The organism is Paenibacillus sp. KACC 21273 (genome assembly GCF_028736095.1).
Lineage (GTDB): Bacteria > Bacillota > Bacilli > Paenibacillales > Paenibacillaceae > Saccharibacillus > Saccharibacillus kyungheensis.
Genome location: NZ_CP117876.1, coordinates 3682131 through 3697518 on the forward strand (window position 1 = coordinate 3682131; position 15388 = coordinate 3697518).

Consider the following 15388-nt stretch of genomic DNA (forward strand, 5'->3'; position numbering starts at 1 on the left):
TTTTATTTTTTCAAATAAAATAGGGAGCTTGCTGTGGTGGCTGTCCTGGTGGTGCATGTGTCCATTGATTACTGCCATGCTCAGATTGAGCACGATACGTTAAAAGATGGATACGATAATGCTTCCAATTAGCCAAACGATTATTGACAAATACATTTTGCGAATTGGAAGTATTACTATTAGACGGTTCTGATACATTCGAAGAACCTGCAACGATTAATCCTTGAATACCTTTAACGTCAAGCCAGATGGCTGCTGCTGGAGAAACGGGTTGTGTACCTTGTTCACTTGAAATAACAGGAATATTCTCTGATTGAGATTGAACTATTGCTTGAGCTGTAGCAACATCTGTATCCGATACATTCGATACGGTCTCATCCAATGGTACAGCAGTTGTTTTGGATGCAGGATACTGAGGTTTTCCTTTTGGTTGTACTGGCTGTGGGACTACAGGTACATATTGTGTTGTACCTTTCTGAATTGATGCAATCATAGCTTGTGGATCTTTATCGTTAGACTCATGAATCGGTGAAGATTGTACTGCCTCTGCTGATGGGGACTGGGTTGCTTTATGAACCGATGGGACAGCAGGTAGAGCCGGTTGTAAAGATGGTGTGATTTCCGGATTACCTTGAGTACTATTTTTCTGAGTATGGTGGGTTGTATTGGTGTTCTTAGATGGAGTTGGTGCTATCACATCATCCGGTACCGGAGTAGGTGTAACTTCTACTGGAAGCTGCGGTACAATCGGCGGAAGATGGATCACCGGTACATCTGGAACAACAGGTACTACTTCTGGGATAACGGTTGTCGTTGTATCTACAACAGAAGTCACAGCATCACTAGCAGTTTGAACAGTAGATTCAATAACACCTGTTACTGTATTGGTTGTATTTCCAACTGTATGTTGTACTGTTCCTGTAACATTGTTTACAGTTTGGTCTACAGAAGAAGTTACACTACCCAGTACGTCAGAAGATTGTCCTTTTGCTGCTTTATCTACCTCTGTAATAACATCAGCAGGGATATCTACAGCATCTTTGACAACTTTATCTACGTCTGTCGTAACTTGATCTACAGTTGTAGATACTTGAGTTGTAGTATCTGTTACTGTGTTGGCTACATTATCTACTGTTTTGTCGACAGTCTCGGTTGTACCTTTGACGGTGTCTTGTACTACATCTGTAACTGTACTTGTTGTTTTATTTACTATATTGCCGACTAGACTTGGTGTTGACTTCGAGGAGTCATTACCAGTGGATGATGTCTGAGTTGAAGACGATTCTGGATCAGGCACTTCTCCATGTGCACGTGCGATATCATGATGAGTAAAATAATATAAAAACAAAGCAATCAATAAAGCTAAGACTCGATATTTCATAGGAGCTTTCACCTCCTTTCTATATAAGAATGTTGAGACAACTATGTTTAGACAATTATTACAACAGTTAAAGTTTTAATTACTTATATATTACCCTTTAGGTTACTCATTGATATCCATTTTTATACTTTTTTAGGATTAATATTTATTCTTATCGCATACTTTAAGCATATTGTTATTCGTATTGCGTCTATAGCCGATATCTATATAAAATGCTGGTTAATACGTCAAAACCTCTCCAACGTCTTGAAGGGGTTTTTGGTGATTTAGATAATACAACATATGAGTTATGATATCTTATTTGATTTCTTTTATTTCGTATACGTGTCTGTTGTCACTTCGCTATTACTCAAAAGATCGAAGTCTATATCGTCTCCGAATACTGTATCAGTTCCTGATGCTTGAAGTGCAGAACTTGATTCGCTATCCATATTTTCAGACTCTGATTCTTTGTTGTTCAAAATGTTCAGATTCAGATCATCTCCTAGAATACTATCTGTTGCTGAAACATCATCGTCTACTTTTTTCTTTTTTAAAATAGAACAATAAAAATAGCTATGAAGTAAGGAATGAACTGCACCTCGAAAACCCAAAATACTGTCTTTCACGTCATATTCAAACTGCATTTTTTCGACAAAAATCATCAAATAAAATAAAACCCATTGACATACTTGGTTTTAGCTTCTATATTAAATTTTAACATTATAAATTACTTGAAAGCTTTAAAGCGATTATGTACAGGGGGAAAAGAAAATGAAAAAAAGTTCAAAGTTTGCTAGCTTGCTTACATTAATGGTAGTTCTGGTGCTCGCTTTAAGTGCTTGCGGCAACGGTGCAGCTAGTAACGATACGGCTGCTACAGGTTCATCTACAGATCAGCCACTTAAAGGTAAAAATATCGCTTTGATTATGCGTTTGAACAATGGTACATTTTCCGCTCAATATGTCGATGGTGTAAAAGATCAAGTAGCGAAATACGGCGGTACAGTCACAGTCATTACAGCAGATAATGATCTTAGTAAAATGGCATCTGCTCTTGATGCGGCTGTCAATCAAGGTGAATTTGATGGAATTTTACTAGATCATGGTGATGCAGGGGCACTAACAATGGGTGTGCAAAAAGCAGTCCAAGCCAATATTCCTATCGTTGCATTTGACTCTGCATTAGATGGTGTACAAGGTGTCACTAATCTAGCTCAAAATGATCAAAAAATGGCAGAGTTAACGTTAGACCAACTTGCTAAAGATGCAAATGGTAAAGGCAATATTGTAAAAATCTGGGTAGCTGGCTTCCCTCCTATGGAATCTCGTCAAATTTCCTATAAAGCGTTTCAAGCTAAATATCCTGACATTAAAGAAATCGCTGCTTTCGGTACAGCAGACAATGCCCAACTAGATGCACAGACTCAGATGGAAGCTATTTTAAAACAATATCCGAACAAAGGTGATATTACAGCTGTCTGGGCAGCATGGGACGAATTTGCTAAAGGAGCAAGTAATGCGATTAAGCAAGCTGGACGCGATGAGATCAAAGTATATGGTATTGATCTTAGTGATGAAGACTTAGCATTGATTCAAGATAAAAATAGTCCATGGATCGCTTCTGCTGCTGTAGATCCAACAACGATCGGACGTGTACAAGTTCGTTATTTGTACCAAAAATTCGATGGAAATACAAAAGATGAAAAAGTAGAATTGGAACCTGTCTATGTACAGCGTGATGATCTACCAAAAGATAAAAAAGTAACAACAGCCGACCTGAATGAATATGTAAAAGGCTGGGGTGAAAGTGATCAAGGCAATACAGATAACCTAAAAGCACTTGAAAAATCTGTCGCTGGCAAATAATTAAATATACTTTTTTCTACTTCACAGTAGACTCCAATTCCGGCGGTTTCTTAGGAGACCGATCCGGATTTTGTCTATATGGAATAACGATTAAGAAAGGAAGAATCCGATGACTACTTCGATCGAACCATCATCTAGCAGTCTGGTGATGAGCGGAATCTACAAATCATTTGCTAATGTGCCTGCATTAACTGATGTTGAATTTACAGTGGGTAGCGGCGAGATTCATGCTCTACTCGGTGCTAATGGTGCTGGCAAAAGCACACTAATGAAAATTTTGTCCGGCGCTTATACAGCAGATCAGGGTCAGATTGTGATTAATGGTCAGCAAGTTCATATTGATTCCCCAGCCGCCGCCAAGCAAGCCGGTATTCAGTGTGTGTATCAAGAAGTGGATACTTCGCTTATTCCGCAGTTGTCGGTAGCCGAAAATATTTTATTAAGTCGTCTGACTTCTTCTCAAGGTAGTCCGATTCTGCATTGGAAATCGATATACCGACAAGCTGAAGATATTTTACAAAAACTTGGATTTGCTATTTCAGCCCGTCAGCCTGTGAGCGAATTATCGTTAGCCGAAAAGCAGTTAGTATTAATTGCACGTATTATGGCAGAACAAGCCAAATTCGTTATTTTCGATGAACCGACAGCTCCACTTAGTATGGAAGAAGCAGAGCGCTTATTTACTATTATGGAAGACCTCAAAGCACAGGGGATTGGCGTTATTTTTATCTCTCATCGATTACCTGAAATTTTCAGAGTGTGCGATAAGATTACAGTGATGCGTGATGGCAAAAAAGTAAGTACTGTTCTTACAGCAGAGACAAATGCTAATGAAGTGGTACACTCTATGCTCGGTAGAGCTTTTGCAGAAGAATATCCCAAAACATTTGTACCGATTGGTGAACCTTTACTAATCGTATCTGATCTTGCGGCAGGTCGCTATGTGCAAGGGGTTGATCTTGATGTTCGGCGTGGTGAAGTGGTTGCTGTAGTGGGGTTAGTCGGAGCAGGCAAAACAGAATTGTCTAAACTCTTATTCGGAGCAGATCAACCGGAACGAGGATCGATTCAATTAAATGGTCGTGCTATTCATTCCAAAACTCCTTATCATGCAGTCAGCTCTGGCATCGTGCTTGTTCCTGAAGAACGTCGCAAAGAAGGTATTCTGGTCAAAGAATCAGTATTGCATAATTTAAGCTTGCCTGTATTAAAAAAAATTACGAATCTTGGTATAGTCTCCAAATCAGCCGAAAAACAGCATGGGGATCAATTGATTCAATCGCTAGGTATCAAAACATCGTCTGACCAGCAATTAACAGGCTATCTTAGTGGAGGAAATCAGCAAAAAGTAGCGATCGGAAAATGGATGCAGACCGATGCTGAACTTTTTATATTAGATGAACCGACCAAAGGGGTCGACATTGGTGCCAAACGTGATATTTTCAAAGTGATCGGAGAATTAGCGGCTCAAGGAAAAGGAATACTCTATCTCACATGTGAATTTGAAGAAGCGATCGGGCTGGCTGATCGTATTCTCGTGATGTGTGACGGTAAAATCATGAAATCTTTTGCTTATGGAGAAGCTTCACAACAAGAATTGTTATACTATGCCAGCGCTGGCCGGGAGGAACTTGTATGAACCACAAAATCGCTCAGTTTTCGTATCGTTATGGAGCTTTAATCTTTATCGGATTGGTATTACTGTTTTTCTCTATTTATAATCAACACTTTTTCACATACAACAATATAAGCGATATTTTACGTTCGATTTCGATTGTTACATTTGTAGCGATAGGCATTACGATCTCACTTACGGTTGATGGATTCGATCTTTCTGCTGGATCGACAGTATCGCTGACTACTGTTGTAGTGGCGGCAATGATGGTCTGGCACCAGATGCCATTGATTTTAGTATTGATTGTTCCGTTGATTATTGGTGCTCTAGTAGGCTTATTGAATTCCTTTTTAATTGTCAAAATTCGGATTCCTGATCTACTGGCAACGTTAGCTGTAATGTATATCGTCAGCGGAATTCATCGAACGTATACCAAAGGCTACTCGATCTACAATAATATGCAATTTCAAGATGGAACCAAAGCGCCCGGGGTAATGTTGGATTCGTTTCTCTGGATTGGTCAGGGTAAATTGTTGGGCGTTCCTTTTCCAGTTATTCTGATGCTGGTTGCCGTAATTGGTATGCACTTATTTTTCAAATATACACGTGGTGGACGGCAAATGATTATGACAGGTAGCAATGAAGAAGCGGCTCGCTTATCTGGATTGCGGGTGAATCGTGTACGTACTCTTGCTTATGTGGCTTCCGGTGTGTTTGCAGCGGTAGGCGGAATTCTATTTGCAGCTCGTGTAGGTTCCGGCCAGATTGATGCAGGATCATCGATGCAAATGGATGCGCTAGCGGCTGTTTTTGTCGGCTATTCGGTATTCGGTGCAGGTCGTCCGAATGTAATCGGTACTTTTTTCGGTGCTGTATTAATGGGTGTACTGGTTAACGGTATGACTATGCTTCATGTGCAGTATTACACAACAGATATTATCAAAGGAGCAGTACTTGTTCTCGCTTTGGCAGTAACTTTTGTTCATCGTAAACGGCAAAAAGTATAAGATTTCTTTTTTATAAATGATCAATTAGCATTGTACTAAGTCAAATCTTTTCTATGAGGAGGATATACAGGATGACTCGTTCTGAACCATCATATGAAGCACTAACAGAAACAACCGCAATCGCCCTTGCCAAAACATTAGAACTTTTCAGCGCAGATGCTGATCTTATCTGTCACGAGATTGGGGATGGTAATCTGAATATGGTTTTTCGAATCACCGAACCTGCGGCTAAGCGTGGCATTATTATTAAGCAAGCTCTTCCTTATGTACGTGTGATTGGTGAAGGATGGCCTTTGACACTGAATCGGGCTGTGATTGAAAGTGAAGCGTTACGACATTTTGCCAAACATGTTCCTCAATATGTACCTGAAATTTATTATACTGATCCTACTTATGCTATTACAGTGATGGAAGACTTGTCTCATCTCACGATTGTACGTACTGGATTAGCTAGTGGCTCTACCTATCCACTGCTGTCTACACATATTGGTGAATTTTTGGCAAAGACTCTGTTTGCAACTTCAGATTTTGCTATGGGTCCGCAAGAGAAGCGCGAACTTGCATTACAATTTCATAATCCTGAATTGTGTAAAATTACAGAAAACTTTGTGTTTACGTATCCTCTATTCGACCATGAGACAAATGATGTAGAACCTATACTGCGTCCCATTGCTGAACAGATATGGGGAGATCAATCCCTTTTACTTGAAGCGGCAAAGTTAAAGCAGACATTTATCACTCATGCGGAAGCATTGTTACATGGTGATCTGCATACAGGAAGTATTTTCGCTAGTGACGAAGAAACGAAAGTGATCGATCCCGAATTTGCTTTTTACGGGCCGATTGGATTCGATATTGGGCTCTTTATAGCAAACACATTATTGTCTGCGCTCGCTCGTGAAGAAGATGGACGGGATGCTCTCTTATTCCATATCACCAATGTATGGGATGTATTTGTAGACACCTTTTCTACTCTATGGCAACAGAACAATGTAGAAGATTTTGCATCTATCGAGGGTTATCTGGAATATCAGTTACAGCATATTTTTGAAGATGCTGTTGGATTTGCTGGAAGTGAAATAATCCGCCGCATTTTCGGGTTGGCTCATGCACGGGATATCGAAGCGATTATAGAAGATGCTTATAGACTCACTGTTAAGCGCAATGCAGCGGCACTAGGACGTGACTTTATCGTCAACCGCTCTTTATACCAAAGCCCTGCACAACTCGTACAGGCGCTACAACAGGTCGTTACAGGAGCATCTATCGTCCACCCCTCACTGTAATAAACCACAGAACTTCTATATTCAGATAAATGATAACTGCTCATCATAAGGATGAACGTTTAATCTATTCTTTAATTGTATGTACTCCAATATAAAAATATAACCAAAAAAGCTACCTTCAACTTATACAGCATGAAGGTAGCTTTTTTATGTACTTGTCGCAAATAGAATCATCCATTTACATCATTCGCGAGACTTGCCATAGTACTGGAGTAAGCTTGATCTGCTCTCCTAACCATTGACGGGCAATCTGTTGAAAAATCTCCGCAGTTCCACTACAGAAAAATTCATGTATAGGTAGATCTTCTGTAAGAGCAAGTTTTCCTTTATTGTACAAAATCGTACTGATCTCGCGCGCAGTCTCTTCGGCTGAATTGATCAATTTCACATCAGGCCCGACTGCTGCTTGGATCGCTTCGGTCAGAAATGGATAATGCGTACAGCCTAGAATCAGACAATCAATAGGATAACTGCGCACAGGTGCTAACACTTGCTGAGCTACCTCATAAGCTTCCTGATCCAAAAACACTCCACGTTCCACCAACGGTACGAAATCAGGACAAGCCTGACTATACACTTGTACAAACGGTGATAATTGCTTCAATGCGGCTGAATATGCCCCACTGTTAATCGTGCCTAATGTCCCGATTACACCGATAAAGCCTGTTTTGGTCGCGCTAATCGCAGCTCGTGAGCCTGGATGTATAACACCAATCACCGGTATAGATACCTGTGAACTGATATGTTCCAATGCTGCTGCCGTTGCGGTGTTACAAGCAATCACAATCATCTTCGGCTGAAAGGTCATCAAATAATTCACAATTTGCTCGGTGAATTCTTTCACTTCTTCTAGAGAACGAGGCCCATAAGGTGCACGTGCTGTATCTCCAAAATAAATAATTTTTTCGCGTGGTAGTTGTCGCATCACTTCTTTAGCAACAGTTAATCCTCCCACACCTGAGTCGAATATAGCTATCGGTTGTTGCACGTACATATCGCTTCCTTTTCGTAAACTGTACCTATTATACCGTATACACAATTAGTAGCAAGTGAAAGATGTAACGTTTGTTTAGACGCTATAATTTCCTTTAGTTTGTGGACCTGGTTGATCCGCTTGTTCTGCTTTGAGAGCAGCTAGTTCTACTTTCACTTCTGCTGTTGCGATATTGATCTGTTCTTTCCAATCTTTGACTACGCCTACCACTTCTCTGCTCAGTTCTGCTAATTCACGACCTTTTGCTCCTGCAATACGAGCATTGGTGGAAATATCTGAACGCAGTTCACGACCGCCTTTAGGAGCTAGCAAAAGTGCTGTCGATCCTCCTACTAATAGTCCTGTCAAAATACCACATGTTAAACTTTTCGATTTGTTATGATTTGGCATCGTTATCTCTCCTTCGTTTCACTTATCTTTTCTATATGTGTATTACCCACACACCGCTTAAAAATCCCACCTGTCGATAGATCATCATCAGATAAATCAAAAAGCAGACCGATAATCGATCTGCTTTTACTCTGAACCTGCTACTGAATTGGATGGAAATTGAATCTGATATACGCAACAATGTCCACCTTTGGCGATACATTCAGTTCGCTTTACATCTGCTTGTAGCAATTGTTCAAATAACTGTTGTTCACACTGACAAGCAATATCATAGCGATTCGCAATCTGATTGATCGGACAGTTATATTCATAAATCGTATACTGATCCTCACTTTGTTGCTCATAACGTGCCATATATCCACCATGATGCTGAATATCAGTCAAAGCAGCTACTCGTTCTTTGTGATCTTGAGTATCTGCAATACTTTGATAACGAGATAATAATTTCTGCTTACGTCCTTCAAATAATACAGCCACTGCGTCTTCATCCAACTCACTTAGCAGATCTAACGCTAGTTGATGATAATTATGAGGAAAATGTTCTTCTGCACGTTCACTTAACCGAAAGCGCAAAAACGGTCTACCTGTTGGAATACGCACCGTTTCGGTAATCAATAATCCTTCTTGATCTAACGTATGAATATGACGTCTGACCGCCATCTCTGTAATATTCAATTCCCGTGCTAGCTCAGATACACTGAAAGGTCCTTGTGTTTTGAGCATAATCATAATACTGCGCCGGGTCGATGGTTCCTGATGGGACTTCATCGTATGACCCCCTTGCTCTAAATTGAAATAAAAATGACCCGATCCGCTTTGTCAGCGAAAAGGGTCACATTATCCCTTTGTGGATTAACGCTATTGTAGCGTATCCACTCAGCGATGTAAATTCTAAAGCATTCATTTCAAACAAGATATTTACTATAATAGGGTAGCTTATGTAGACGTCGAGGTACCTGATGCTCTGTCTACATTTACCACTGTTAACGAATCTAATTCTTGATCTAGATACGTATAAATGCGTTGACCGAATTCTTTTAATACCTCTACTAGAGGAGTAGTCAGCGGATGAAGTTCAGTGCGATTCCAATCATAATACTCTTGTACTAACGGACGACGCAGACGCACCAGTGCTGTCAACATTTCGCCCATCGGTTGATCGATTACTTTTTCATCACGCATAATATCTACGATATCGTCGTAACTACTAGCATCTCGCATAATAAAACCATCAATTAAATAACTGCCGATATCAGTTACACATTCAATCGCTAAATGAAGTGCCCGCTCTTGAACAAAACCAGAAATAAGACTGTTATCCCAATCCGTAGACACTTGTTGTAATGCTTCACATACATCTTCTAAGGCTACAATTCTTCGTTCAATCTGTTCACGGTTTATATAGTACAAAAGAGTCACACCGCCTTAGTATTCGTAGTCTGCTGCTATTGAACTTTCTCTCACACTATTCATGTATTCAATGATTTTCACATGTTCTGGATGAACTTGATACGCTTGTAAGCCTTCTAATGTCTCAAATGTAGCTGTTAACGCCACATCATAAGAACGTTCTGTACGCAAAATGTCTGCCCCGATTTCCAAAGCAATCAGTGAATCCACTTTTCCTTCCAAACTTCTTAATTTGGCTACGGTTTCATTCACGACTTCAGTTGTAGGATTTTTCAACTTAAATAAGACAATATGTTTGATCATAACAGAATAGCTCCTTTATATAGACAATAAGTTTCTTTCTTATCGTATCATAAATAATCAATAGATGCGCTGATAAAAAAAGCTGACACTCTTAAAGAGTATCAGCTTTTTCGTTATGCTATATAGTACGCATTGTACAGATAGATGCAACTATTATTCTTTACCTACTTCTGGAACTTCTTCGCCTTGATCATTTGTAGAAGCATCAGTAGTTTCAGCTTCTTCAGCGGTTGTAGGCTCAAGATCTTCTTCAGCTACACGAGGTACGATAACAGAAGCGATGATCTCTTCTTCACTTGATACCAATGTAACGCCAGAAGGCAATTTAACATCGCCAGCAGTTACTCTGTCGCCGATTTCCAAAGCGGAAATATCAACTTCAAGGCTACTTGGCAAGTTTTTAGCCAAACCGCTTACTTCTAATTCTGTTGCTTGATGTTGTAATACACCACCAGATTTAGTACCGATTGCTTCACCGTGGAAGTCAATTGGCATGGTTACATGAATTGGTTTAGTATCGGAAACTTGCATAAAGTCAGCATGCAAGATGCGACCGTCTACACGTTGCACATCTTTAATAAGAACTTGTACTTCTTTTCCACCTTCTACAGCAAGTGAGAACATTTCTGCTCCACCACGTTTAACGTGAGCTAGAAGTTGTTTGGAATCTACATGTACAGGAACACTGCCCAAATCTGGGCCATATACTACACCTGGAACGCGTCCTTTTAGACGAAGTTCACGCATTTCAGAACGTTTTGAACTTTCTCTTTTTGTTGCTGTAAGTTTTTCATGACTTGTACTCATAAGTATTGGCCTCCTAATAATATAAAACGATTGTATGTTAGTTTTTTAATGTTGCAACCAATTTAGTAAGCAAATTGGCTATCGTCTTATTTAATACCCCATTACACAACAAATGTATCAGAAATGGATTTATTTTTTTCAAATAACAACCTGTATGTTCATCGATATCCTTCCAAAAGTGAGTGATATCAAGGAAAAAGCAGACTTCTGTCTATACGCAAAAATATCTGGTTTTTTTCTCCAGTCTTCTGTGTATTTTATAAATGATAGCGATATATCTTCCAAAAAAAGGATATAAAAATCACTTTTCCATCTTATTTGATACGCTTCAAATATCAATGACTTCTATTAAAATAAAGCAGATGGTTGTGATCCATCTTACTGATTTGGATAAGTAAATATGCTTATAATCATTCTTATTTGATAAATATTCTTAAATGGTCAAAAATAGTGACCATGTCAGCTTGAAACGAGCGTCTGGGTGTTGTAGGATGTTGAAAGGACACTAAACCTAATATCAAGAAAAAATAGATTAATCGGAGGAAATATGCCTAATCAACCAGAACGACACTTTATAGAGGCGTGGTCTCTGATCAACCGTAAGTACCTCGGCAAAGGAGTGCGAGTGAAGCGATTCCGCAGACCAACACGTTGTCAAATCCGCAATCGAGTATTGCTCGCTGTGCTCATGGTCAATGATATCAAACTATCTGAGCTTGCAGAACGGTTATCGGTTTCATCACGAAGCGTAAGCGCTTGGGTCTATGAAGGCCGCCTCCCTGGCAAAGCCAATCTTGAAAAAGTATGCCGGGAATTGGGATACCCGCACCACATTTTGTTTAACCAGCAGGTGATCAATAATAGCCCTGTGATTTGCCAACAAGAACCATCTCGCTTTATGAAAAGAACGATTACTCGTTCGCCAGTACGCAATCACATTTTGACAGGCTTATGTATGGTACATGATCTATCAGTCACCGATGTTAGCCATTGGATTGGTGTTCATCCAGGTACTTTCCGTAAATGGTTACATCAAGCTACACTGCCTTCACCAGCATTTCAAGAAAAAACAGAACAATTTTTCCGTATTCCCAAATCCGTCTTATTCGCTGACTGTGTATTGGGCGAAGATGAAAAATCTCAAGCGTAATTTAGCATATTCACATTGAATGTATAGGTACAACCAAATAAGCAGCACAAAAACTCCGCTTTCCCACGATATCTAGTGAGAAGCGGAGTTTTTATTGTGTCTGTTCTATAGATATGTCGCTATCGAACCATAAATAACGATTATCCGTAAAAGTAATCATAGAAATTCGCAAATAATTCCGCTCCCAGAATCGGTTCAATTGCAGTCTTGAGCTGTTCTTCAAACGCTGGTAGCACTACACTATCATCATCTGTTATTTCAAAAATCTCAAATGATCCGTATACAACCTCAACAAGTAAGCTCATCGCTACAAAAAAATCTGCCAGTGTAGGTGCAATCAAAAAAGGCTCGCCTGCATCATACCCTGCATATACAGGCGTCCCTTCTTCACTGGTTGCGACGATAATAGGATTACCTTTGCCCAGATCATCTGCAATAATCACAAAGTCTGCACGCCATGTATCGCTTTCTGTAAAAGGCTCTGACATGCCTACCCAGCGATAACCAATTAATGCTTGTTGCAACTGATCGATAGACCAGAATATAATCGGAGCAAATCCAGTCTCAACGAGTACATCAGACGGTTCATAATGACTTAGATAATAATCCAATTCAGGTGAACTTGGAATTGTATCCGGCCATTGGTGCTGCAATGTATCCGGCGATACAGGTATATATTGCCCGCTAACTTTATATTGATGATGAGTCTGTACCCATTGTGATAATGCTTGTTCTAATGATTTCATACATACACTCCTAATTACAATCTAGCTTATCCAGAGATCTTCACTGATCCATACAGTTATGTGGGTATTACAGCAGGAGATGATGTGGATTCACGAATAATCAGCTCAGGGGTATGTATCTTTTCGCCTAAGCCCCGTTGTTCTCCATCTAACATTTGCAAAATCATTTCTGCTGCCGCTGTTCCCAATGCATGCTTGGGGTGACTAAGTGTTGTTAGCTTCACTTCTGTAGCTGTAGCTAGAAAAGAATCGTCAAATCCGACTAACGATAGATCATTCGGTACCGAAAGACCGGCTTCACGCACAACTTGAAGCAGATTAATAGCTAATTCGTCATTATATAGTACCCATCCAGTTGCACGCTCTTGAGCAGATTGCTTAATAAGCTGTTGTGCTTGTTGAATCGGTGCAGTGCTTTTGTCATCTGTAGTATACGTAAAAATCAATGATGGTTGTAAAGCAATCCCATGCTTACGATGCGCCGCAACGAATCCTTTCATACGGCGTACGCCTTGCATATCATCTGTTTTGAAAAAGCCAGCAATCCGTTGATGTCCCAGTTCTATCAGATGTTGAGCCGCCAAAAACCCTCCACGTTCATCATCCATTCGTAGACATGCGGAATCCATTTCTTCATAACTCGCATTAATCATCAGATAAGGTATTGAACGATTTTCAATAGTAAGAAAATAATTGAGATTGGCACTGCGTTCTCCACTTCGAGTAGGTTCTACAATCAAAGCCGCAGGAGACTGATTGAGCATCATTTCAAGACACTCGCGCTCTTTGGTTGGATCATTCTCTGTACTCGCTAGCAGTAGACGATATCCTTCGCTACGTAGTCTCGTTTCGATACCTTGCACAATTTGGGGGAAAATATAATCCGAAATATACGTAGTAATCACACCTACCGTTTTGTTGTCATCGACTGATTTGACAGCAGGATCAGCAACAAATGTCCCTTTGCCTTGCATCCGGTTCAACCAGCCTTCTCGCACCAATTCTCCTAAAGCCTGACGTACCGTTTGTCGACTGACACTGAATTGATCAGCAATCTCATGTTCCGAAGGCAATCGGCTACCTGGTAATAATTTGGATGAATGAATCCACGATAATATTTCATCTCGAACTTGTCTGTATTTTGCGGCCATAATTCCTCCGAACGATTGATAAAGATATAAGATATTTTATTTTACCATAAACACAACTGATTAGATCAATTGATGTTCATTCATATATTTTAGCCCTGTATAGCGGTTACGTAACGTGTGAGCGGAATGTAGAGCCAGTTCTAACCATTCAGATGGCATATCTAATTGTTCGTATTCACTTGGCCCACCTACTGCGGATAACCACTGCTTCATCTGTGCGCTAGTTGGGATATCTTTGTAAGCGGCAAAAGCTTGAACTTCTGGATGATCGATTGCTAATTGACGATAATGATCGGCTAGAAGTGCTGATGCTACTCCTACTTTGGCTCCATGTAAAATTTGTCTGTGTCCACCTTTGATCAGTTCCATTTCCCAGCGGTGAGAAATATGATGTTCTCCCCCTGACGCTGAGCGCGAATGATCGGCGATCAACATAGCTATTCCTGAAGCAAGTAATGAATACATAACCGTATAGATACCTTCTGCACTACCTGAAGCAATCAAGTCTACTTTTTCAATACATTGATGAAGCGCTTCTTCTGTAATATCGTATACCAACTGATTATAAGGTTCTTTTCCAAGATCACGGGATACTTTCCAATCTGCTAATGAGGTGCATTTGCCTAACATATCACCAAATCCTGCGGCGGTTAATGTTTGCGGAGCATTGATCAAAATATTAATGTCTGCAAAAATAGCTTCTGGTGCTTTGGCTTGAAATGTTTCTTTGGTTCCATTCACAATAAGTGGTGCGCCAGCAGACGTAAATCCATCTACCGAAGCCGCAGTAGGAACAGACAAAAATGGCTTATTCATTTTGTGACTGACAATTCGCACAACATCATGAATCGTTCCTGAACCAATCGCTACAATTGCATCGGTCTGAGGAGTAACAGCTAACAACAATTGTACAATTGTCGCTTCATCCGCAATTACATCGCCTACTTTATTTTCACGTAACTCTAATTCTGTGATACCTACCTCAATACTTTGCAATAAATCTATCGTTTGCCGACCAGCTGCTTCATATGTGAATTTATCATAGACAACCATAATATGCTGATAACGCTCGGTATGGATATATGCGGGTAACTTTCGAATAGCTCCTGCTTCTAATTCAATATGAATCCCTATCGTCTCAAAAGATTGATTACCTGCAATTAAAGCTGACTTTTGATTCCAGATCGTAATTTGCTCGTTAATAGATAATGATGGCTGCTTCATGTTGTCATCCCCTTTTGTATAATCAAGATACCGCTTACAATATTTTTCAACTTGTACATATCATTTATTAAATTAT

Annotated in this window: 16 protein-coding genes; 5 read left to right on the forward strand and 11 right to left on the reverse strand. The window is 39.9% G+C overall.

Annotation, left to right across the window (positions count from 1 at the left end; genetic code table 11):
- Nucleotides 1–10: 10 nt before the first annotated feature.
- Nucleotides 11–1381, reverse strand: coding sequence for a hypothetical protein (locus PQ460_RS16155; RefSeq protein WP_274170447.1), 1371 nt, complete (start codon nucleotides 1379–1381; stop codon nucleotides 11–13).
- A 311-nt stretch (nucleotides 1382–1692) separates the two neighbouring features.
- Nucleotides 1693–1989, reverse strand: a complete 297-nt coding sequence (locus tag PQ460_RS16160) for a hypothetical protein (RefSeq protein WP_274170448.1) — start codon at nucleotides 1987–1989, stop codon at nucleotides 1693–1695.
- A 145-nt stretch (nucleotides 1990–2134) separates the two neighbouring features.
- On the opposite strand from PQ460_RS16160, the gene PQ460_RS16165 reads away from it, so the two are divergent.
- The 4 genes from PQ460_RS16165 (at nucleotide 2135) to mtnK (ending at nucleotide 7137) form a co-directional block, all read left to right on the forward strand.
- Nucleotides 2135–3229, forward strand: coding sequence for a sugar ABC transporter substrate-binding protein (locus PQ460_RS16165; RefSeq protein ID WP_273615581.1), 1095 nt, complete (start codon nucleotides 2135–2137; stop codon nucleotides 3227–3229).
- A gap of 109 nt (nucleotides 3230–3338) precedes the next feature.
- The gene (locus tag PQ460_RS16170) at nucleotides 3339–4868 is read left to right on the forward strand and encodes a sugar ABC transporter ATP-binding protein (RefSeq protein WP_274170449.1); all 1530 of its coding nucleotides are present in this window, start codon (nucleotides 3339–3341) and stop codon (nucleotides 4866–4868) included.
- Nucleotides 4865–5851 carry an ABC transporter permease gene (locus PQ460_RS16175; RefSeq protein ID WP_069327040.1) on the forward strand — a complete coding sequence of 329 codons (987 nt, stop codon included), beginning with the start codon at nucleotides 4865–4867 and terminating at the stop codon, nucleotides 5849–5851. The genes PQ460_RS16170 and PQ460_RS16175 overlap by 4 nt, the downstream gene beginning before the upstream one ends.
- A 71-nt stretch (nucleotides 5852–5922) precedes the next feature.
- A complete protein-coding gene (gene mtnK, locus PQ460_RS16180; protein ID WP_274170450.1) occupies nucleotides 5923–7137 on the forward strand; it encodes an S-methyl-5-thioribose kinase in 1215 nt (404 codons plus the stop codon).
- Nucleotides 7138–7315: 178 nt separating this feature from the next.
- Here mtnK and racE read toward each other — a convergent pair whose 3' ends face one another.
- The 6 genes from racE to PQ460_RS16210 form a co-directional block, all read right to left on the reverse strand.
- Nucleotides 7316–8125 (reverse strand): glutamate racemase, encoded by an 810-nt coding sequence (gene racE, locus PQ460_RS16185; RefSeq protein ID WP_274170451.1) that lies wholly within the window; start codon nucleotides 8123–8125, stop codon nucleotides 7316–7318.
- Between the two features lie 81 nt (nucleotides 8126–8206).
- Nucleotides 8207–8521 carry a YtxH domain-containing protein gene (locus tag PQ460_RS16190; RefSeq protein WP_273615577.1) on the reverse strand — a complete coding sequence of 105 codons (315 nt, stop codon included), beginning with the start codon at nucleotides 8519–8521 and terminating at the stop codon, nucleotides 8207–8209.
- Nucleotides 8522–8647: 126 nt separating this feature from the next.
- Nucleotides 8648–9289: a helix-turn-helix transcriptional regulator gene (locus PQ460_RS16195; protein ID WP_274170452.1), complete on the reverse strand. Its 642-nt coding sequence runs from the start codon at nucleotides 9287–9289 to the stop codon at nucleotides 8648–8650.
- 168 nt (nucleotides 9290–9457) lie between these two features.
- Nucleotides 9458–9931 carry a DUF86 domain-containing protein gene (locus PQ460_RS16200; RefSeq protein ID WP_274170453.1) on the reverse strand — a complete coding sequence of 158 codons (474 nt, stop codon included), beginning with the start codon at nucleotides 9929–9931 and terminating at the stop codon, nucleotides 9458–9460.
- Nucleotides 9932–9946: 15 nt separating this feature from the next.
- Nucleotides 9947–10234: a Dabb family protein gene (locus PQ460_RS16205; RefSeq protein WP_204824780.1), complete on the reverse strand. Its 288-nt coding sequence runs from the start codon at nucleotides 10232–10234 to the stop codon at nucleotides 9947–9949.
- A 153-nt stretch (nucleotides 10235–10387) separates the two neighbouring features.
- Nucleotides 10388–11041 carry a 50S ribosomal protein L25 gene (locus tag PQ460_RS16210; RefSeq protein ID WP_274170454.1) on the reverse strand — a complete coding sequence of 218 codons (654 nt, stop codon included), beginning with the start codon at nucleotides 11039–11041 and terminating at the stop codon, nucleotides 10388–10390.
- 547 nt (nucleotides 11042–11588) lie between these two features.
- Between PQ460_RS16210 and PQ460_RS16215 the strand changes: the two genes are divergently transcribed.
- Nucleotides 11589–12191: a transcriptional regulator gene (locus PQ460_RS16215; RefSeq protein ID WP_069327033.1), complete on the forward strand. Its 603-nt coding sequence runs from the start codon at nucleotides 11589–11591 to the stop codon at nucleotides 12189–12191.
- Between the two features lie 140 nt (nucleotides 12192–12331).
- Here the strand turns inward: PQ460_RS16215 and PQ460_RS16220 are convergent, their stop codons facing one another.
- Genes PQ460_RS16220 through PQ460_RS16230 form a run of 3 tightly spaced genes read right to left on the reverse strand, consistent with a single transcriptional unit; the run spans nucleotide 12332 to nucleotide 15312 of the window.
- Entirely contained in the window at nucleotides 12332–12937 is a 606-nt protein-coding gene (locus PQ460_RS16220; RefSeq protein WP_274170455.1) for a hypothetical protein, read from the reverse strand.
- A gap of 56 nt (nucleotides 12938–12993) precedes the next feature.
- A complete protein-coding gene (locus PQ460_RS16225) occupies nucleotides 12994–14088 on the reverse strand; it encodes a GntR family transcriptional regulator (RefSeq protein ID WP_273615572.1) in 1095 nt (364 codons plus the stop codon).
- A gap of 60 nt (nucleotides 14089–14148) precedes the next feature.
- The gene (locus PQ460_RS16230) at nucleotides 14149–15312 is read right to left on the reverse strand and encodes a sn-glycerol-1-phosphate dehydrogenase (RefSeq protein ID WP_274170456.1); all 1164 of its coding nucleotides are present in this window, start codon (nucleotides 15310–15312) and stop codon (nucleotides 14149–14151) included.
- Between the last annotated feature and the right edge of the window lie 76 nt (nucleotides 15313–15388).